Origin of the sequence: Sporosarcina sp. resist (assembly GCF_014302295.1) — a bacterium.
GTDB lineage: Bacteria > Bacillota > Bacilli > Bacillales_A > Planococcaceae > Sporosarcina > Sporosarcina psychrophila.
On record NZ_CP060287.1, the window covers coordinates 457,303 to 476,368 of the forward strand.

Genomic DNA, 19,066 nt, shown 5'->3' on the forward strand with positions numbered 1-19,066 from the left:
TGTTGGAAACGTTAATAACGATACTCGTTGGAGTCCTTGTAACGGTCGCTGTCTACTTGCTGCTATCTAAAAGTCTAGTTCGGGTCATTTTAGGGACGGCAATCCTGTCGCATGCTGTGCATTTGCTATTAATGACGATGGGCGGCTTGAAAAAAGGAGCAGTCCCACTATTAGGTGAAAATGCGGAGAGCTACACGGATGCTCTTCCACAGGCACTTATCCTGACTGCAATAGTGATCAGTTTCGCAGTGACTTCCTTTTTACTGGTGCTTGCATATCGAACATACAAAGAGACTGGGTCGGACAATCTCGCTGCATTGAGAGGGTTCAAAGATGAATAATATTATAGTTATGCCAATGATTATACCTTTGTTAACAGGGATTTTACTTGTATTTCTCCGGCCTTATGTGAAAGTTCAACGGGCGTTCAGTCTTGTTTCAATCGTAGCAACCGTAGCGATCAGTGTTTATATTTTGAACATGATTCAGGCGGACGGTATTTTACGGCTCGATTTCGGGGGCTGGTTGCCACCATACGGAATTTCATTTGTCGCAGATTCATTCTCTATGCTACTTGTATTGACGACAGCGATTGTAACAGGAATCCTTCTAATTTATGCGTTCTCGTCGATTGGTCGAGCGCATGAGAATATGTTCTTTTATCCGTTCGTTTTTTTCCTGATTGCGGGCGTTAATGGTTCATTTCTAACGGGTGACTTGTTCAACTTATTCGTCTGTTTTGAAGTTATGCTTCTATCTTCTTATGTGCTCATTACACTTGGAGGCAGGAAAGTTCAACTCGTCGAATCAATTAAATACATAACTATAAATGTACTGTCATCGTGGTTTTTCCTCGTTGGAATCGCGTACTTATATGGTACGGTAGGTACGCTTAATATGGCACATCTATCAGTACGTATTGCAGAAGTCGGGCAAGGGCCGCTGTTGACAGTGATTAGCATTGTGTTCCTCATTGTATTTAGTTTGAAATCTGGACTACTTCTTTATTTCTGGTTGCCAGGGTCATACAGTGCACCACCGACAGTAGTTGCGGCTTTGTTCGGTGCTTTGCTTACGAAAGTCGGTATCTATGCAATGTTCCGCGTGTTTACGCTCATTTTTTATCACGAGCCTGGTGTTACACATTTGATGATTGGCATTATGGCGGGAATCACGATGATTGGCGGTAGTATTGGTGCAATCGCCTACAATGATATCCGGAAGATTGTGTCCTATAACGTCGTCATTGCAGTAGGGTTTATACTCGTTGGCCTTGCTGTCTCGACAGAAGTGGCGATTCAAGGGTCTATTTATTACCTTATCCATGACATGATTATTAAAGCTTTGTTATTCCTTATCGCAGGGACGATGATCTACTTAACTGGAACTGCAAGGATTGAAAATATGAGTGGGTTGATTCGCAATTATCCATTACTTGGGTGGCTGTTCTTCATCACAATGCTGTCACTTGCCGGAATTCCGCCGCTTAGCGGGTTCATCGGAAAGGTGTACGTTGGCCAAGGGGCGATTGAGGCGGGTGCGTTCGTCTTGCTTGCAATCGCGTTCCTATCAAGTATTTTCGTTTTGTATTCACTTCTGCGGATTTTCCTAAACTGCTTTTGGGGCGAAACGATTATCAATGAAGACGACGATGTACCGCTTAAAAAAGGGATGCTTATTCCACTCGTCCTGTTTGGTGTACTGACAATTGCGCTGGGAGTTGGAGCAGAGGCGCTTGCGCCATACGTTTCAGATGCAGCCCGAACACTGACAAATCCTGATATCTATATAGACGCGGTTTTGAATGATAACCGTTAATCGAAGACAATCCCGTCCAATGACCGAAAAGAAGAGGTGAAGGCTAATGCCAGCCCAGTTACTGTTGAATTTATTTATAGCTCTGCTCTGGATGCTCTTAATCGATGAGGATGAGCTAAAGTTTACGACTTTCTTTGCCGGCTTCCTGGTTGGGATAGGAATCATATTTTTCATGCATAGATTTTTCGGCACGCAATTCTACTTGCGCCGTTTGTATGCGACATTCAAGCTGCTTTTCATCTTCATATCCGAATTGACCAAATCGAGCGTAGTTGTATTGAAACAAATACTTAGCCCAAAGCTGAAAATTAAACCGGGTATTTTTAAATATGAAACAGTCTTAGAGAGTGATTCAGAAGTGACGATGCTGTCGTTGCTTTTGACGCTGACCCCGGGGTCTGTCGTCATGGAAGTGTCCCCTGAAGGAAATGTCCTGTTTATTCACGCGATGGACGTCGAACAATCTCGCGATGGACTTTTGATGCAACTGCATAACTTTGAAAGAGCAATCATGGAGGTGACCCGCTGATGATTCAAGCAATGCTGACGACTTCGCTCGTATTATTCTCAATAACGATTGCAATAGCTGTCATACGAATCATTCTCGGCCCTTCGATGCCGGACCGCGTTATCGGGCTCGATATGATTGGTGTAAACTTGATTGCTATGATAGCCGTAATTTCAGTGGTGATGAACACGAAAGCATTTTTAGAAGTCATTCTTATTTTGGGAATTCTATCGTTCATCGGTACAATTGCCTTCTCTAAATTCATCGAGAGGGGTGTTATCGTTGAACGTAAACACGATAGGTGAATTCGTAGGCGCATTTCTGATTTTAACAGGCGGAGTTGCGAGCGTAATCAGTGTCTTTGGATTGCTTCGGCTGCCTGATGTCTACACGAGATCTCATGCTGCGACGAAAAGTTCGACGCTCGCTGTTTTGCTAACCTTGTCAGGTGCTTTTATTTACTTTTTGTTCAGTCAACATTTCGTAAGTGTACGCCTTCTTTTAGGAATTGTGTTCGTCTTTCTAACTGCACCGGTTGCCGGACATTTGATCGTCCGAGCGGCTTACCGGTCGAATGTGAAGTTAGCGGATATTTCTACTGAGGATGAATTATATGAGGTTTTGCATAAGGATAAAATAGAAGAGGATGGGACCGGCCGTTAGTGGCTGTCCTATCCTTTTTTTTGTTGAGGGGATTTGGATGGATGATTGGTTGTGCTGTGTTAATGCTCGGTGTCGCGGATATATGATTGGTTGTGATGCGTTTCTGCTCGGTATCGCGGATATATGATCGGTTGTGATGCGTTAATGCTCGGTATCGGGGATATATGATTGGTTGTGCTGTGTTAATGCTTGGTGTCGGGGATATATGATCGGTTGTGATGCGTTAATGCTCGGTGTCGCGGATATATGATTGGTTGTGCTGCGTTAATGCTCGGTGTCGCGGATATATGATTGGTTGTGCTGCGTTAATGCTCGGTGTCGGGTATATATGATCGGTTGTGATGCGTTAATGCTCGGTATCGCGGATATATGATTGGTTGTGATGCGTTAATGCTCGGTAGCGCGGATATATAATCGGTTGTGTTGAGTTACCACTTTTGCCCTAAGGTTAGTTTGGAGAAAGAAGGAATATAAATGAAATAGTAGAATACCATTAAGGGAGATAGGGAAGGTGCGTGAAATGGTGAAACAGGGGAAACGGATGGGGAAATGGCCAAAAATTATGTTGTCGGTGTTTGGATCAATTATAGTTTTGGCTATTGTGGTACTACTTATTGTAAATAGTTACATAGCGAAGTCGAAACCGTTTATTGATGGAGAAGTAAGTATGGAAATTCTAGATGAAGATGTGACAATCGTCCGGGATGAGTTTGGCGTACCGCATATAACGGCGGAATCGGACGCGGATTTGTATAGGACTCAAGGCTATGTGCAAGCTCAAGACCGTTTATTCCAAATGGATATGGCTCGTAGGCAAGCGAGTGGTCGATTATCCGAAGTAGTTGGGGAAGTAGCTGTTGGAACGGATAAGAAGTTCCGTACATTTAGTTTGCGCTCGGCGGCCGAAGCGTCTTATGACGGCTATGGTGAGGGAGGGAAAAAGGTGCTCAGCTGGTATGCGGAAGGAGTCAATGCATTCATTGAGGAGGCGGAGCGAGATGGGAAGTTTCCGTATGAATTCAAGGTCCTGGGCTACACGCCTGAACCATGGACAGAAATCGATTCGCTGACGATAGGTAAGTATATGGCTTATGACCTCGGCGGAAACTGGGATAGTTTAGCGGTCAGGCATTGGGCGTTGAATAATTTCTCGGAAGACTTGGCGCGGGAGTTGTTCACCGTTTATCCGGAAAATGCGTCTTCTATTATTGAGGCTAACATTGCGAATCCGGTCGCTGTGGCTGGTCAGTTCGACCCTGATCTTGTGCCGCCTGAATTCAACGGTAGTAACAACTGGGTCGTGTCGGGGGATAAAACGGCTTCAGGATTACCGCTTCTAGCAGATGATCCGCATCTCGGGCTTGATACGCCGGCGATCTGGTATCAGATGCATTTGCAATCACCTGAACAAAACGTTAGCGGTGTTATTTTTGCAGGGATTCCAGGAATTATTCTTGGGCATAATGACGACGTTGCATGGGGTGTGACGAACGTTGGACCTGACGTACAAGATCTATATATCGAAACTCCGAATCCTGAAGATCGGACACAATTTCTCTATGATGGAGAATGGGAACAGGCTGAGGTAAGAGATGAAACGATTTCTGTAAAAGGCGAGGAGGATGTACCGTTTGAAGTAATGGTTACGCGACATGGCCCGATTATTTCGGACATTCTTTACAAAGATGAAGATCCAGACGCGCTGTTTTCAATGCAATGGACAGCACTGGAACCGACAAAAGAACTCGAAGCGATTATGAAGATGAACAAAGCTTCCGACTGGGAAAGTTTTGAGATGGCTTTGGAAGACTTCCATGCACCAGCACAGAACTTTGTGTTTGCAGCGAATGACGGCACTATTGCTTATAAAGCGAACGGTCGTATTCCTATCAGGAAACAAGGGGATGCGCAATTGCCTGTACCAGGCGACTCTTCCGATTATGGCTGGACGGGCTACATTCCATATGATGAGTTGCCGCGTGTCGTGAATCCTAAAGAAGGGTTCATTGCCACAGCAAATAATCAAATTGTTGACGATTCATATCCGTATCATATTACAAAACTTTGGGCACAGCCTTATCGCTATGAACGAATAGCGGAAGTGCTTCGCGAAGGAGATAATTTCACGGCGGAAGATATGATGAAATTGCAGATGGATCAGAAGAACTTATACGCTCGTGAGTTCTTGGACGATATGATTGGTTCAATTGAAATGAAAGACGCCGCTGTCGGAAAGTACAAAGAAATTGTAAAAATGCTTCGCGAGTGGGATCAATATGATTCCGCAGATGCGGCGGCACCACTTGTCTTTCATAAATGGATAAAACAATTGCCAATTGGCATGCTCAGTGCAACGATGCCTGAGGACGTTTATGAGCTTCTGCCGGCGAAGGGGACAATTACCGACAAAATGTTGCGCGACGCTTATGCGGGTGAACCAGGCGCCTGGGTGGAAGAGTATGGCGGTGTTGATAAGTGGGTCTTCGATTCATTTGTAAATTCAATCGAAGAGATTGAAGGATTGTTCGGTGATAAAATCGCGGATTGGCAATGGGGAGATTTCCATCAGTTGGAGTTTCCGCACGCTCTATCAGGCGCATCTCCAATCTTTGAATATTTCTTAAATCCGAAGAAACAGGCAATCGGCGGTTCGAATGTTACAGTCCAGGCTGCAGCATTTCAGGCAGATGGTACTGTAAATCACGGTGCACCTTGGCGCTTTGTTGCCGATTTGTCCGATTTATCGAAAGCGAATCATATTGTAGGGCCGGGTCAAAGTGGCCACATAAAATCGCAATGGTTCCACGATCAAGCAGATGACTGGGTGAATGGTAATTACCATGAAACTGTTTTGGATGGGGACATTAAAGAAGGATATACGTTGAAGTTAAAAGCGGAGCGCTAATGCGCCCCGTTTTTAATTTGGTGAAACTTTGGAAACGCGGGTAAACCGATGCATTATCTTATCCACCGCTAAGAGCCTCTGTTATTTAACAATCAAAACCGGTGCTGTCACACGTTTTGCTACTTTATGACTCACACTGCCTAGCACCATTTCCTGAAAAGTATTCAGGCCACGGCTACCGAGAACGACAAGATCGAATTCACCACTATTGGCAAAATTAACGATGATTGGTCCAGGGTCACCGTGTTTGATGACAAGCTTAAAGGGGATTTGAAACTGCTCGAAAGCCTCCTCGATGGGCATGAGTCGCTTCTTGCGATCGATATGGAGATCATCACTGCTAGCATTATCAAGTACATCTGAACGTGTTCGGTCAAACTCAAGGATATAAAGGATTTCAACGGCCACTCCTTGGCATAACGAGGCAAGTTGAGCGGCATGTTTGGCTGCGCGGTGCGAGTTTACTGAGCCGTCGACCGCGACTAGTATTCGGTTATACATCGGAATCCCTACTTTCGTATGTCTGACATGTAAAGTTACATTGTTAGTAAGTATAAGTCTTCTACGCCTATCTGTTAAACCCTTCTTTTGAGTAATAAATCAAGCGGAAATTTACATTCAAAGCACCGTTTGATTAGCCTTGCAATTACAAGAGGAATTACATATACTAAAGTTAATCAAACAACCATTTGAATGAGGTGTAAATATGACGGTAAAAGAAGTTTGTGAAGTGACAACGGTTCATGAAGAAGTTGTGAATCGGGTACAGAAGGCGCTCCCTGATGTGGGTGCTGCTGTCGCGATATTTAAAGCGTTGGCGGATGAAACCAGATTAAAAATTGCTTTTTCGCTGACACTAGAAGAAGAAATGTGTGTATGTGACGTTGCGGCAGTGATTGGTTCTTCCGTTGCGACAGCTTCCCACCACTTACGCTATTTGCGCGAACAAGCACTTGCTAAATCAAGGAGAAAAGGGAAGATGGTTTACTATTCGCTCGCAGACGATCACGTCCACCAACTTGTGAAAGTCGCACACGAGCATACGATAGAGGGTGTTGAGCATGGCAACGGTTGAGAAGAAAGAATATAGGTTGGAGAATCTAACATGTGCCAGTTGTGCGATGAAGTTTGAAAAAAACGTTAAAAACCTGCCTTCTATTGAGGATGTACAAGTGAATTTTGGTGCATCAAAATTAGCGTTCAGTGGCAGCGCGACGATTGAAGATCTCGAAGCAGCAGGTGCATTTGATGGCATTAAAGTTGTCCCGCTTCAGAATAAGAAGATTGAGCCGAAAACGTCTTTCTTTAAACGGAAAGAGAATCTCGTTACACTTTTTTCGCTGCTGTTCTTACTAATAGGGATGTATGTGTCATTTCGTTACGCTGAAACACATCCTGCAGCAATTGCCCTATTTGCAATTGCCATTGTAATTGGTGGAACAAGCATATTCAAAACAGGATTGCGAAATTTGGTCCGTTTCGAATTCGATATGAAAACGCTGATGACGATTGCCATTATTGGTGCTGCCATTATTGGGGAATGGCGTGAAGGTGCGGTTGTCGTCTTCCTGTTTGCGGTTAGTGAAGCGTTAGAAGCCTATTCAATGAATAAAGCACGACAGTCCATCCGACAATTGATGGATATTGCACCGCCTTCCGCCCTCGTAAAACGTGGGGAAGCGTTTATGGAACTTCCGACAGAAGATATCATCGTCGGCGATATTCTAATCGTAAAACCGGGTCAGAAAATCGCTATGGACGGCGCTGTTCTAATGGGTTCATCTACGGTCAATCAAGCAGCGATTACAGGGGAATCCATCCCTGTCCAAAAAAAATCTGGTGATAATGTATTCGCGGGCACGCTTAATGAAGAGGGTGCACTTGAAGTTACGGTTACAAAGCTTGTCGGCGATACAACAATTGCGAAAATCATCCATCTCGTAGAAGATGCGCAAGCAGAAAAAGCACCATCTCAAAAGTTCGTTGATAAATTCGCGAAATACTACACACCTGCAATCATCGTGATTGCAATTCTTGTGGCCATAATACCACCATTACTTGGTGGCGATTGGAACGCGTGGATCTACCAAGGTCTTGCTGTACTCGTCGTCGGTTGTCCGTGTGCACTTGTTGTCTCTACACCAGTTGCGATTGTCACAGCGATTGGTAACGCGGCACGTCAAGGCGTGCTGATTAAAGGCGGTATCCACCTCGAAGAAACAGGAAGACTTGACGTTATTGCGTTCGATAAAACCGGAACGTTGACGAAAGGGTATCCAGAAGTAACGGATTTCATCGTAGGTAAAGAAATCGCTCAAGAGCAATTGTTAAGCGCAATCGCAGCAGTCGAGTCAATGTCGCAGCATCCGCTTGCAAAAGCGGTTGTCGATTACGCGCATCATCATGGTGCACAGAAAGTCGTTGTGTCGAATTTTCAATCGGTTACCGGAAAGGGCGCTTATGCTGAAATTGATGGCATGACGACTTATATTGGCAGCCTGAGCTGGGCACAAGAACTTTCTTCATTGCCAGAAGAAATATTACAGCAAGCGGCATCCCTTCAACGAGAAGGAAAGTCTGTCATGGCGATTGTCACGGGTACTGATTTTAGTGGACTGCTAGCCGTGGCGGATCCCATACGTGCGGAAAGTCGTGACGTCCTTGAACAACTGAAAAGTATAGGTATCCGTCATACAGTCATGCTGACAGGCGATCACCAAGTAACGGCAGATGCAATTGCTACTGAGCTCGGTGTTACGGATGTACGCGCCGGACTAATGCCGGAAGACAAATTAACAGCGATTAAACGATTGAGCGACGAATATGGCCGTGTTGCCATGGTTGGAGATGGCATCAATGACGCACCTGCCTTAGCTGCGGCTTCAGTTGGTATAGCAATGGGTGGAGCAGGAACGGACGCTGCATTGGAAACAGCAGATATTGCACTAATGGCAGATGATTTAGGGAAATTACCTTATACAATGAAATTAAGCCGAAAAACATTGCGAATCATCAAAGAAAACATTATGTTTGCATTAGGCTTAAAAATTATAGCATTGCTTCTTATCATTCCCGGTTGGCTGACATTATGGATTGCCATCTTCGCGGATATGGGTGCCACGCTACTCGTTGTGCTGAACTCGTTGCGGTTGCTACGCGTTCATAAGTAAGTAGTTTCTATACGGAGGCGAATTCTAATGTATTTACAAGAGTGGACAATGGAAGAGCAGGAGCAACTTATTCATTTCATGACAACTAATACGTGGCCTTACCACGGTAACTCTGATCCGGGACGTCATTTGATTGAAAAAACAATCGAAGAGGGCGGCTATGAGTCGGATGAAGTCAAAACGTTTTGGGTGGAAAATGACGCCGGAGAAAAAGTAGGAATCGTAAAAATTTACGACTTGCAAGATGAAATTCCGTTGTTCGATTTACGTATTGCAGATATGTCGAGGGGATATGGCTACGGCCCGAAGGCTCTTCGTCTTGTCGCGGAATATGTATTCGGATTGCCAGGCAAGAAAATTCGTCTCGAAGGTCATACGAGACAAGATAATCTTGCGATGCGAAAAACGTTCGAACGTGCAGGCTTTGTCAAGGAAGCACATCTTCGGAAAGCTTGGTTTTCGCCTAAAGAACATTCCTATTATGATGCAGTGACCTATGGTATTACGCGGGAAGATTTCATGGCGGGAACGACAACGCCTGTGATTTGGGAAGACGGAGAGAAGTCACGAGGTTCTGCGGCATCCCCTCGTATCCCGGATTTCGCGGAGTCATTCGAATCAGAACGGCTTGTCATTCGGGCTCCTGAACTGGGCGATGCAACAGATGCTTGGAATGCGATTAGGGCTTCATTACCTGCGCTTCGCAAGTGGATGCCATGGGCGCAACCGGAACCGGAGCTGCATATGACAGAAGAAAGCTTGCGAAAAGCAGTTGCAAATTTCATCACAAGACAAGACCTGCGCTTCCATGTTTACCATAAAGAAACCGGGAAGTTTGTCGGTTCATCGGGACTACATCGAATCGATTGGTCGATTCCGAAATTCGAGATTGGCTACTGGCTAGCTACAGAATTTGAAGGCCAGGGCTATATGACCGAAGCCGTTAAACATATTGAAAAATTTGCCTTCGAAAAGCTTGGAGCGCGCAGAGTGGAAATTCGTTGTGATGAAGAAAACATGAAAAGTCGTAGCGTCGCAGAACGTGCAGGGTTCACCCTCGAAGGAATTTTGAAACAAGATTCCTTATCACCCGATGGTAATGTTTTACGAAATACATGCATCTATGCGAAAATAGACTAAAGAAAAGCGGAAGCGGCCCGTATAGACGCGACAGGCATAAAACGGACCGGCGACGCGGTGCTCTTCCCGCACAGCTGGTCTGGCTTATGACCCGAGCGTCTGGCCGCTGTAGCTAGACAATATAAGGAATGCAGCTTAAGTGCGCGACGTTCTGTCGCAACAGCTGCATGACCTACTTCGTGTAGGCCTAAGCTCCAGGCGCCGTCTAGCTCCGAAAAGCGCTGGAGGTCTTTCAGAAAAAGGCGTACTTTGCCTTTATCTGAAAGAATGAAGCGACTCGAGGGGCTGGCGCCTGTAGCTAGACAAGAAAAGCGGAAGCGGCCCGCATAGACGCGACAGGCATAAGACGGACCGGCGACGCGGTGTTCTTTACCCGGGAGGGATGCACTTCAATCCTTCCTAGCTGGTCTGGCTTATGACCCGAGCGTCTGGCCGCTGAAGCTAGACACTAAAAAAGGGATGCCGACTAATGTCGACATCCCTTTCGTTACACGCTTCGTTTTCCGGAAATAAGATTGAAAATAAATGCAATAACCGCGATGACTAGAAGAATGTGAATTAGTCCTCCGCCAATCTTGAATACGAGACCTAACAACCAAAACACGAATAATGCTACAATGAGTAACCATATAATTCGACCCATGTGAATTCCCCCTTTACTGATGTATTCTATCTTTACCCCCGCCAATTAAAAGTTAAACTAGGGACGTTTGAAAAGTAGTGATTGGGAATGAGACTGGGTATACATACTGGAGGCGGTACAGTTGGCAACACCAGGTATGGAAGATTATCTTGAACAGATTTATTTGCATATCGAAGCGAAAGGCGTTGCACGTGTATCGGATGTAGCTGAATCCTTGGCGGTTCTCCCTTCATCCGTTACAAAAATGGCTCAGCGTCTCGACAAGGAAGGCTATATTGTTTATGAACGCTACAAAGGTCTCGAATTGACAGGAAAAGGGTTTTCGTTCGGAAAAAAACTTGTTCGACGTCATGATCTCCTTGAACAGTTTCTTCGCATTATTGGAGTCGATGAAGAAAATATTTATGGGGACGTGGAAGGAATTGAACATCACCTAAGCTGGAATGCGATGGATCGAATAACTGATTTGGTCGAAGCGATGGGACAAGACGAAGAATTTGTTAGAAAATTACGTGTAATGGATCAGGAGAAAGAGGTAGATAAATAATGGAACAACTAAAATCAGGTTATGCGGTGGAGTTAGAAGTGTTGGAGCAAGACGGTTCAAGATGGATATTGGGTGGCGATAGCGAACAAGAACATATTATGTTGAATGCATCTGATGCAGACGAAAACATTCAAGAAGGAGATAAAGTAAAAGTATTCCTTTACATGAATAGACGCGGAGAGCTTTCTGCGACGATGCAGATTCCACACATGACAGCTGAGACATTTGGCTGGGCACGTGTAATACGTGTGGATGACCATGAAGGTGTTTATGTTGATATCGGTTCTTCAATCGAAGTGCTTGTGAATAAAAATGATATGCCTAAAGTGCGGGCTCTATGGCCGAAGGTAGACGATGCATTGTATATGACGCTTCGAATGGATTTGGGCGGTACTATTTTCGGCCGACTTGCTACAGAAGAACGCGTATTAGAACAAATCATTGAAGCACCTACTTCCGTCTTTAACATGGACTTGAAGGCAAGAGCGTATCGCTTGTTACCAGTTGGTTCGTTTATGCTTAGCATTCCTGAAAATTACCGTATTTTCATCCACAATACAGAACAGGAACGTGAACCTCGTCTCGGCCAAGAAATGACTGTCCGTATTATTGGTGTCCGTGAAGATGGAACAGTGAACGGATCGATGTTGCCTCGTAAAGAGGAGCGTCAGGGAGACGATGCTGAAAAAATCCTTCGTTATTTGAATGAAGCTAAGGGACGTATGCCCTTCACGGATAAATCAACACCTGACGAGATAAAAGAAATGTTCAATATGAGTAAAGCATCATTCAAACGTGCACTTGGTAAACTCATGAAAGAAGGCAGAATTGAACAGAATGATGGATGGACATTGTTGAAATAATACCGAAGTTCGGGAACCTTTATCAACCGGGAATCGTATTAATTCCTAGAAAGAGGGGGAATCAACATGAAACGTCTACTGACAATAATGATGGCGGCTGTACTGGTAATCGGAATCACGGTTCCGGCGACCGTACATGCAGAAGATCCAGTCATCAATGAAAAACTAGGTGTACCAATCGTTGTTTACGGTGCAGATTTATCAGACGCAGAAAAAGAAAGTGTGAAGAATAGTTTGGGCGTTGCACAAGAAGCGGAAGTGGAAGAAATATCCGTTGATGGCAGTGACCTTGTGAAATATATTAAAGATGGCAATGGCAAGGCACGTATGTATTCTTCAGCTAAAATCACGAGGCAGGAAGAAGGCAAAGGGCTTGTCATCACGATTGTTACACAGGATAATATTACACAGGTGACACCAGAAATCTATGCAACGGCAATGTTAACGGCCGGAATCGAAGACGCAATTGTCGAGGTAGCCTCACCGAAAAAAGTGACGGGCCATTCCGCGTTAGTTGGAATATACAAAGCCTATGAAGTGACTGGTGAGAAACTTGATACAGAGCGGACTGATGTCGCAAATGATGAATTGAATCTTGCGACGAAGTTTGCGAAAGAACCCGGTGTCGATAGTGACAAAGTAGCCGAGCTTCTAACGGAAATTAAAAAGCAAATCGCAGAGAAAAATCCGGCGACAAAAGAAGAGGTTGAGAAAATTGTCACAGAGCAAATGAAAAAGCTTAATATTAATTTAAGTGATGCGGATCGGCAATTGCTCATAGACTTAATGGACAGAATTAGAAATTTAGATATCGATTTCAATAAATTATCTGAGCAATTATCGGATATGACATCGAAAATAAAAGAAACACTCGGTGATATTGATCCTGGCTTTTGGGAAAGTGTGAAGGAGTTCTTTGCGAACCTTTTCGAATCCGTTCAGTCTTGGTTTAAGTAATCGGGAAGTAAAATGTTGTATTATGAAGGAGAATTTATTGAAAAGGGGTAGTTTAGATGGAATTCGAATTTGTTGAATTGGGCGGGGATGCATTCGCGTTCCGTTATGAACAAAATGGAGCGATGCTTGCAGAAATTACATGGACAATTCTTGGGGATGTGATGGTGATGGATCATACATTCGTTTCACCTGAACTCCGAGGACAAGGCGTTGCAAAAAAAATACTGGACCGTGCAGCGAGTTATGCGCGTGAACAAGAGTTAAAAATGGAGCCTGTCTGCTCGTATGTTGTAACAGCTTTTGAACGCTACAAAGATTATGATGATGTAAAAGTGTGAAAAATAATAAAAGGCAATCCATTTAGTTATAAAACTAAGGATTGCCTTTTATATTTCACGCGGTAAAGTTCGATTCATTCAAATCCCTCACAATAAAGTAATTAAGTACACTATACTAGTTAATACAGTAGCGCCGGCGACAGTATACATCATGTCGGCTTGACTGAAAATCAGTTTCTTCTCCATTTGTATCGTCCCCTTTCCTAATTTGGGCTATGATGCCTGCATATATACAGAATACCCGTTCACTATTTTATGAAACATCTTTGTCATGTTATTGTTTGAAAAAGTGAAACCTATCCTTCAGTTGAACGTATAATCATATATAGAGATTAAGAGAGAGGTGTATTTCATGAGCCGTACAGTAGAAAGAGTATTATCGATAATAAGTGTTATATTTACGGCAGTAGGTGTTATTCTAAGTTTCGCCTCACTGGCTTTATTTAACTATGTGAAGTCGGAGCCGATGTTCCGTGTAGAATTCGATTCGGAGATGATGGCATATGATCCGACGCTAACACCAATGGAACTGGAGTCAATTTATTCGGTCTTTTCCCTAGTAGGTGGGTTTATGTGGTTAATCATTATCAGCTTAATCATTAGTTTTATCTTGACGATAATTGGGATTGTGAGTATTTGGAAGAACAAAAACCCTAAGCTTGCCGGGATTATGTTCATTATCGCCGGTTTGACTGCTGGGATTATTTCATTGACTTCAATTCTTCTGTACATTGCTGGGATCCTTTGTTTTACCAAGAAACCACCACTAACACAGGAGTCGCAGTTCGTGGATGATAAGTATGATGGAACAATGAGACCTTTATAATAATGTAAAAAAACACTTTCCTCCAATTGGGGGAAAGTGTTTTTTTTAGTGTAAGGCAAGTGCTGGGGAATGAATACAAAATACATATTGGGCTGTTACTACAGGGTAGCCCTCGAAATATTCTTCAAAGATATCAAGTAACTCAAAGCCTTGTTTCTCATAAAAGGCTCGTCCAACCGTATTGCGTTCGTCTACATAAACAAATAATTTCTGTGCGTCTGAAAGTAACGACAGAGAGTATTCAACTAACTTTTTACCATAGCCCATTTTCTGATGCGATGGTAAAATATACATAGCAGTCAATTCAGAATCGCCATCTTCATCTTTTTTCGTGAAACTGGAAAAACCGATAGGAATACCTTCACATTCGGCTACTAGCACATACGTTTTCTCCATGCGCTTCAGTAGCATCGCTTCTGAGTAGGAGCGATTGATAAATTTCTTTTGGATTTCTGCTGGAATAATATCTTTATAGGTTTCGTTCCAAGTCTTAAAAACAATCTGTTGAACGTGCATACTATCCATGGCAGTCATTAGTCGGATCATTGCACTGTCACCTCTGCATTTCTTTTTGTAATCATAACAAATAACTTGGATGAAAACTACCAATGTAATGAAAATGATATATATGGGAGAGATGCTGGATGAAGTGGACTTATAACGAATTTGGGGAATTAAGCGGTCATGAAGTATATGAAATGTTGAAGTTACGTGTTGATGTATTCATCGTGGAGCAAAATTGTGCGTATCATGAAGTTGATGGTCATGATTACGATGCGATTCATATATTCTGTTGCGATGAGGAAGGACTGGCCGCCTATGCACGGCTTCTTCCGGCTAGTGTGAAGTATTTGGAGCCATCCATTGGTCGGGTCATCATCAGAGAGGACAAAAGGGGCACAGGGCTTGCACATATTCTTATGGAACGAAGCGTTGACTTTACCAAGAAACATTGGAAACCTGAAAAGATTCGATTGCAGGCTCAGCAACATCTTGTTGGATTTTATGAGAAGCATGGATTTAATGCGATTTCGGAGCCTTATGAAGATGGTGGAATTCCGCATGTGGATATGATTTTATCAAACGTATGAAAATGAAAGTTTCTAAACTGGCAGATGAGGGTATACTCTCTATACAATACTTTTTTCATTAAATCTGGGAGGAATGATTTGAATGGGTCGTAAACGAAATAATAATTTATTACTTGCAACGATGGCGGCGGGGGCTTATGCCTACTTCAGTAAAAAAGAAAATAGGGATAAGGCACAAGTGGCTTTTAGTAATATGAAAACAAAAGTTGATTCATTCATCGAATCACAAAAGTTGAATAGATCTTCCGAAACTAAAGTCGGACATTCGGATCCATATGATCTTCAAGATAACAAAATGGTAAGTGAAGGTGCTCAAACGAGTGTCCACTATTATAACCAAGAAATTGAAGATGATGTGAAGATGACCCCTGAAACAGATGGACTCTACCATAAAAAAGAACAAAACGAATTAGGCGCGGAACAATCCATCAAATAAAAATGTAGTACGATACCAAAAACACTTCCTACATGGAAGTGTTTTTTTATTAAATTATGTTAGGGATTCTTGCATTTGGGTATTGAGGGAAGAATGAAAAATATATACGACAGGCAACAACCCAGAAGCTCCTCCAGGATTCTACTCGTGAAGACGGAACAGAATGAAATTTATGAAGTACATACGAAAATTTTGTGCTCTGGAAGAATCTCAATACTACCTATGTTTTCCTGAAAATAAAATTCCTGATATATCTGAGCGATTCTATTTTGTAATCAAAGTTATTTCACACGCATAGATAAAAAATAAACCGGTCAAACACCTAGGCAATTCCGAAGAGGTCTGGCAGGAGATTATTTTCGTTACTCCATTACTGGGGAAGAAAAAATTTTCCGAACGGTCAATCGTTGTAATTTGAGGACTAGGTAAGGTATACTTTTTAATAGTTTGAAATAGTGAAGGTGAATCTAATGAAGAAGAAAATTGGATTAGTTACGATGTTAATGACCACTGCCGTTTTTCTAAGCGGTTGTGCAGGCATCGAGAACAAAGAAGGTACATTTTATAATCTTTTCGTTAAGCCGATGGATTGGTTACTGCATTTTTTCAGTGATTTCTTCAATGGGAATTACGGCCTGTCGATTATACTCATTACGGTATTAATCCGGTTGGTCCTAATGCCGCTTATGCTGAAAAACTATAAGTCGCAACAGAATATGAAAGTTAAAATGGATGCGCTCCGCCCTGAGATGGAAGACATTCAAAAGCGTTTGAAAGAAGCAAAAGAAAAAGAACAAAAAGATGAGCAAGTGAAGCTTCAGCAAGAAATGATGGGACTTTATTCGAAGCATGGTGTCAATCCACTTAATATGGGTTGTCTTCCGTTAGTCATCCAGATGCCAATCATCATGGGTCTCTACTTTGCTATCCTCAATTCTACTGAAGTACAAACACATGAGTTTCTTTGGTTTAATCTCGGAGAGCCGGATATGATTATGATGGTTCTTGCTGGTGCAGTTTACTTCGTCCAAGCACGTGTATCACTATGGACAATGCCGGAGCAGCAGAAGAAACAGATGAAAGCATTTATTTACTTATCGCCAGTTATGATTATGTTCATTTCATTCAAGGCGATGGCAGCACTACCCCTTTACTGGGCAGTTGGGGGACTTCTCCTTATCTTCCAAACGTACTTAGGCCGCAAGTTCTATTACAAGCATCCTGAACTGGTTGTAGAAGATGCTGAAGAGGTTATAAATGCTGAAGAAGTAAAAGAAGTAAAAGAAGTAAAAGAAGTAAAAGAAGTAAAAGAAGTAAAAGAAGTAAAAGAAGTAAAAGAAGTAAAAGAAGTAAAAGAAGTAAAAGAAGTAAAAAAGATAGACACTAAAGACGATAAATGAAAGTAGGCTGGAGAGAAATCTTCGGCCTTTTTTCTGGTCAGATTACAGGAATCAGATAATGGTCAACATATGTAGATTACAAGGCATAGGAGGATATCGATGTGCAGACTAAATGGTTATTTGGAATCGGGATTGTAGCAGCCGCATTAGCTTCGGTCTATTTCATCATCAAGCTCGACTTGAACAACGCTGTTTTGTCGATGGTGGCTCTGTTTTCATTGACAAATGGGGCTCGGGCGAAATCATTTCGTGAGCAGGGTATGGTACGCGAGTCGAAATGGATGTTATGGATGTCTATTTTTTTCGGAGGCGCTTTTGTAGTGTTGCTCATATTTAATATTGTTAGGTAAGTTGAACATATGATTAACTATATATGTTGAATGAGTGATTCTATATAATCTCCAGCGAAGGCGTCCCCTAGCGTTGTTGGTAGGATTCTTTATTTCAACACATATAGGTAAAGAAAAGACGCTTACCGGGAACTGAAATTTCCGGTAAGCGTCTATTCTATTAATAGGTATATTTCTTTCTAGTCATCAGCACGATGATGATAGCCGGAATAGAACAAATAATCATACCGAGAAATGCGAGCCGTGGTGAAACGTCATATAAGTAACCACCTAAAAATGTCAGGATTGCGGTGCTCAGGCTCATCGCGAATGCTGCATACATTCCTTGTGCTGTAGCAAGTTGATCATGGGGCAGTTTTTGAGAAATGAATTTTATGAACGCAAAATGGGCTACACCAAACGACAAGGCATGGAGTATTTGAGTACCGATGAAAACAGATATGTATGGAAATAAAGCAATTAGTACCCATCTTACCGTGGATCCGATCCCTGCTATGAGAAACATCGTGGAGACTTTAAGGTTTGCAAGCAATCGATCAGCACGTGTAAAAAACAATATTTCAAATAACACTGCTATATTCAAGATAATCCCGATATAAAGACCATTAACACCAAGATTATCTAGGAAGATGAATCCGAAGTTATAATAGGACGCATGCGCCCCTTGTAAAAGGATGGCGAGTAGCAAGACGATTGCAAATTCTTTGGACGTCAAGAGCGATTTGAAATTGATGGCTTGTTTAGTAGTGTCGTCATGAACTGGATTTAATCGCAAAGCTTCTGGTGCTGGTCGCATGAAAAATAATGTTAAGATAGTTAACCCAACAATCATTATGTAAAGGATTGCTTGCTCAGTCCAAATAGCTGTAGCTGCTCCGATTAACAACAAAGCAACAGTGTAGCCAATTGATCCGAACGATCTGCTCTTTCCGTAATGAATTCCTTCTATCTGCATTAAAATAGACGCGCCGCTTTCGACGGCAGGCAATATCATCGGATAGATTGCACTGAATAGGACGGTAATAATAAGAAGTACGATGAAAGGTGAGTCTGGTAAATAGAGGAGCGTTAAAATAAGTGCTGTAAGTGAAATCCATTTCATCACACGGATCATGGATATTTTTCGAGTCAGATACGGGAAGATAAGGAATGTGGATAACGATCGTGCAATCATTCCAGCACCCATAATAAAACTTGCTGCTGTTACGGATAAACCTTTTTCAATTGTTAGCCAGCCAGTCCAATAGGGAAGAAATACGCCCCAAGTAAAGAAAAAAGCGAAAAAACTCATCGAAAGCCATCTTTGGTTCTTCATCCTATCGCTCCCTTGCAAACTATTCAATAATCGTGAAATTAAATGATAGCATACGCAGACCACAAAGAAAAATGATGGTAGACTATACATATATAT

Annotated in this window: 21 protein-coding genes and 1 pseudogene; 18 read left to right on the forward strand and 4 right to left on the reverse strand. The window is 42.7% G+C overall.

What is annotated here, in order from left to right; all coding sequences use genetic code 11:
• The first annotated feature begins 2 nt into the window (after nt 1-2).
• The 6 genes from H7992_RS02275 (at nt 3) to H7992_RS02300 (ending at nt 5,894) form a co-directional block, all read left to right on the forward strand.
• Nucleotides 3-341: a Na(+)/H(+) antiporter subunit C gene (locus H7992_RS02275; protein ID WP_067205202.1), complete on the forward strand. Its 339-nt coding sequence runs from the start codon at nt 3-5 to the stop codon at nt 339-341.
• The gene (locus tag H7992_RS02280) at nt 334-1,818 is read left to right on the forward strand and encodes a Na+/H+ antiporter subunit D (protein ID WP_067205205.1); all 1,485 of its coding nucleotides are present in this window, start codon (nt 334-336) and stop codon (nt 1,816-1,818) included. Before H7992_RS02275 ends, H7992_RS02280 begins: the two co-directional genes overlap by 8 nt.
• A 46-nt stretch (nt 1,819-1,864) precedes the next feature.
• Nucleotides 1,865-2,347 carry a Na+/H+ antiporter subunit E gene (locus H7992_RS02285; RefSeq protein WP_067205208.1) on the forward strand — a complete coding sequence of 161 codons (483 nt, stop codon included), beginning with the start codon at nt 1,865-1,867 and terminating at the stop codon, nt 2,345-2,347.
• Nucleotides 2,347-2,631, forward strand: a complete 285-nt coding sequence (locus H7992_RS02290) for a Na(+)/H(+) antiporter subunit F1 (RefSeq protein ID WP_067205211.1) — start codon at nt 2,347-2,349, stop codon at nt 2,629-2,631. Before H7992_RS02285 ends, H7992_RS02290 begins: the two co-directional genes overlap by 1 nt.
• Nucleotides 2,609-2,989: a Na+/H+ antiporter subunit G gene (locus tag H7992_RS02295; protein ID WP_067205214.1), complete on the forward strand. Its 381-nt coding sequence runs from the start codon at nt 2,609-2,611 to the stop codon at nt 2,987-2,989. The genes H7992_RS02290 and H7992_RS02295 overlap by 23 nt, the downstream gene beginning before the upstream one ends.
• Nucleotides 2,990-3,509: 520 nt before the next feature.
• A complete protein-coding gene (locus H7992_RS02300; protein WP_255428662.1) occupies nt 3,510-5,894 on the forward strand; it encodes a penicillin acylase family protein in 2,385 nt (794 codons plus the stop codon).
• An 81-nt stretch (nt 5,895-5,975) separates the two neighbouring features.
• On the opposite strand, the gene H7992_RS02305 is transcribed toward H7992_RS02300, so the two are convergent.
• A complete protein-coding gene (locus tag H7992_RS02305) occupies nt 5,976-6,395 on the reverse strand; it encodes a universal stress protein (protein WP_067205217.1) in 420 nt (139 codons plus the stop codon).
• A 205-nt stretch (nt 6,396-6,600) separates the two neighbouring features.
• Here H7992_RS02305 and H7992_RS02310 point away from each other — a divergent pair, with 205 nt between their 5' ends.
• Genes H7992_RS02310 through H7992_RS02320 form a run of 3 tightly spaced genes read left to right on the forward strand, consistent with a single transcriptional unit; the run spans nt 6,601 to nt 10,204 of the window.
• Entirely contained in the window at nt 6,601-6,969 is a 369-nt protein-coding gene (locus H7992_RS02310; protein ID WP_067205220.1) for an ArsR/SmtB family transcription factor, read from the forward strand.
• Nucleotides 6,956-9,064 carry a heavy metal translocating P-type ATPase gene (locus H7992_RS02315; protein ID WP_187046539.1) on the forward strand — a complete coding sequence of 703 codons (2,109 nt, stop codon included), beginning with the start codon at nt 6,956-6,958 and terminating at the stop codon, nt 9,062-9,064. Before H7992_RS02310 ends, H7992_RS02315 begins: the two co-directional genes overlap by 14 nt.
• A gap of 27 nt (nt 9,065-9,091) precedes the next feature.
• Nucleotides 9,092-10,204: a GNAT family N-acetyltransferase gene (locus H7992_RS02320; RefSeq protein WP_067205225.1), complete on the forward strand. Its 1,113-nt coding sequence runs from the start codon at nt 9,092-9,094 to the stop codon at nt 10,202-10,204.
• A gap of 487 nt (nt 10,205-10,691) precedes the next feature.
• Here the strand turns inward: H7992_RS02320 and H7992_RS02325 are convergent, their stop codons facing one another.
• Complete coding sequence (locus H7992_RS02325) at nt 10,692-10,847, reverse strand: lmo0937 family membrane protein (RefSeq protein ID WP_370569949.1); 156 nt, start codon at nt 10,845-10,847, stop codon at nt 10,692-10,694.
• 121 nt (nt 10,848-10,968) lie between these two features.
• On the opposite strand from H7992_RS02325, the gene mntR reads away from it, so the two are divergent.
• The 5 genes from mntR to H7992_RS02350 all read left to right on the forward strand — a co-directional run bounded on the left by mntR (nt 10,969) and on the right by H7992_RS02350 (nt 14,378).
• The gene (gene mntR / locus H7992_RS02330; RefSeq protein WP_067205228.1) at nt 10,969-11,394 is read left to right on the forward strand and encodes a transcriptional regulator MntR; all 426 of its coding nucleotides are present in this window, start codon (nt 10,969-10,971) and stop codon (nt 11,392-11,394) included.
• Nucleotides 11,394-12,257 carry a CvfB family protein gene (locus H7992_RS02335; RefSeq protein ID WP_067205231.1) on the forward strand — a complete coding sequence of 288 codons (864 nt, stop codon included), beginning with the start codon at nt 11,394-11,396 and terminating at the stop codon, nt 12,255-12,257. The genes mntR and H7992_RS02335 overlap by 1 nt, the downstream gene beginning before the upstream one ends.
• Before the next feature lie 66 nt (nt 12,258-12,323).
• Nucleotides 12,324-13,214 (forward strand): DUF1002 domain-containing protein, encoded by an 891-nt coding sequence (locus H7992_RS02340; protein ID WP_187046540.1) that lies wholly within the window; start codon nt 12,324-12,326, stop codon nt 13,212-13,214.
• Nucleotides 13,215-13,270: 56 nt separating this feature from the next.
• A complete protein-coding gene (locus tag H7992_RS02345) occupies nt 13,271-13,552 on the forward strand; it encodes a GNAT family N-acetyltransferase (protein WP_067205236.1) in 282 nt (93 codons plus the stop codon).
• Nucleotides 13,553-13,904: 352 nt separating this feature from the next.
• Complete coding sequence (locus H7992_RS02350) at nt 13,905-14,378, forward strand: DUF4064 domain-containing protein (RefSeq protein ID WP_187046541.1); 474 nt, start codon at nt 13,905-13,907, stop codon at nt 14,376-14,378.
• A gap of 45 nt (nt 14,379-14,423) precedes the next feature.
• Here the strand turns inward: H7992_RS02350 and H7992_RS02355 are convergent, their stop codons facing one another.
• A complete protein-coding gene (locus H7992_RS02355) occupies nt 14,424-14,924 on the reverse strand; it encodes a GNAT family N-acetyltransferase (protein ID WP_187046542.1) in 501 nt (166 codons plus the stop codon).
• 98 nt (nt 14,925-15,022) lie between these two features.
• Between H7992_RS02355 and H7992_RS02360 the strand changes: the two genes are divergently transcribed.
• The 4 genes and pseudogenes from H7992_RS02360 to H7992_RS02375 all read left to right on the forward strand — a co-directional run bounded on the left by H7992_RS02360 (nt 15,023) and on the right by H7992_RS02375 (nt 17,655).
• Nucleotides 15,023-15,469 carry a GNAT family N-acetyltransferase gene (locus H7992_RS02360; RefSeq protein WP_187046543.1) on the forward strand — a complete coding sequence of 149 codons (447 nt, stop codon included), beginning with the start codon at nt 15,023-15,025 and terminating at the stop codon, nt 15,467-15,469.
• Nucleotides 15,470-15,551: 82 nt separating this feature from the next.
• Entirely contained in the window at nt 15,552-15,905 is a 354-nt protein-coding gene (locus H7992_RS02365) for a hypothetical protein (RefSeq protein WP_187046544.1), read from the forward strand.
• A gap of 470 nt (nt 15,906-16,375) precedes the next feature.
• Nucleotides 16,376-17,143 (forward strand): annotated as a pseudogene (gene yidC / locus H7992_RS02370) (membrane protein insertase YidC); the annotation flags it as partial.
• Between the two features lie 263 nt (nt 17,144-17,406).
• Entirely contained in the window at nt 17,407-17,655 is a 249-nt protein-coding gene (locus H7992_RS02375; RefSeq protein WP_067205252.1) for a hypothetical protein, read from the forward strand.
• 160 nt (nt 17,656-17,815) lie between these two features.
• Here H7992_RS02375 and H7992_RS02380 read toward each other — a convergent pair whose 3' ends face one another.
• Nucleotides 17,816-18,970 carry an MFS transporter gene (locus H7992_RS02380; protein ID WP_187046546.1) on the reverse strand — a complete coding sequence of 385 codons (1,155 nt, stop codon included), beginning with the start codon at nt 18,968-18,970 and terminating at the stop codon, nt 17,816-17,818.
• Nucleotides 18,971-19,066 lie beyond the last annotated feature (96 nt).

Coding starts and splice junctions, on each gene's coding strand:
- H7992_RS02280 (WP_067205205.1), top strand. CDS start 334: ATGAATAATATTATAGTTATGCCAATGATTATACCTTTGTTAACAGGG.
- H7992_RS02285 (WP_067205208.1), top strand. CDS start 1,865: ATGCCAGCCCAGTTACTGTTGAATTTATTTATAGCTCTGCTCTGGATG.
- H7992_RS02290 (WP_067205211.1), top strand. CDS start 2,347: ATGATTCAAGCAATGCTGACGACTTCGCTCGTATTATTCTCAATAACG.
- H7992_RS02300 (WP_255428662.1), top strand. CDS start 3,510: ATGGTGAAACAGGGGAAACGGATGGGGAAATGGCCAAAAATTATGTTG.
- H7992_RS02305 (WP_067205217.1), bottom strand. CDS start 6,395: ATGTATAACCGAATACTAGTCGCGGTCGACGGCTCAGTAAACTCGCAC.
- H7992_RS02310 (WP_067205220.1), top strand. CDS start 6,601: ATGACGGTAAAAGAAGTTTGTGAAGTGACAACGGTTCATGAAGAAGTT.
- H7992_RS02315 (WP_187046539.1), top strand. CDS start 6,956: ATGGCAACGGTTGAGAAGAAAGAATATAGGTTGGAGAATCTAACATGT.
- H7992_RS02320 (WP_067205225.1), top strand. CDS start 9,092: ATGTATTTACAAGAGTGGACAATGGAAGAGCAGGAGCAACTTATTCAT.
- H7992_RS02325 (WP_370569949.1), bottom strand. CDS start 10,847: ATGGGTCGAATTATATGGTTACTCATTGTAGCATTATTCGTGTTTTGG.
- H7992_RS02335 (WP_067205231.1), top strand. CDS start 11,394: ATGGAACAACTAAAATCAGGTTATGCGGTGGAGTTAGAAGTGTTGGAG.
- H7992_RS02340 (WP_187046540.1), top strand. CDS start 12,324: ATGAAACGTCTACTGACAATAATGATGGCGGCTGTACTGGTAATCGGA.
- H7992_RS02345 (WP_067205236.1), top strand. CDS start 13,271: ATGGAATTCGAATTTGTTGAATTGGGCGGGGATGCATTCGCGTTCCGT.
- H7992_RS02350 (WP_187046541.1), top strand. CDS start 13,905: ATGAGCCGTACAGTAGAAAGAGTATTATCGATAATAAGTGTTATATTT.
- H7992_RS02355 (WP_187046542.1), bottom strand. CDS start 14,924: ATGATCCGACTAATGACTGCCATGGATAGTATGCACGTTCAACAGATT.
- H7992_RS02360 (WP_187046543.1), top strand. CDS start 15,023: ATGAAGTGGACTTATAACGAATTTGGGGAATTAAGCGGTCATGAAGTA.
- H7992_RS02365 (WP_187046544.1), top strand. CDS start 15,552: ATGGGTCGTAAACGAAATAATAATTTATTACTTGCAACGATGGCGGCG.
- H7992_RS02380 (WP_187046546.1), bottom strand. CDS start 18,970: ATGAAGAACCAAAGATGGCTTTCGATGAGTTTTTTCGCTTTTTTCTTT.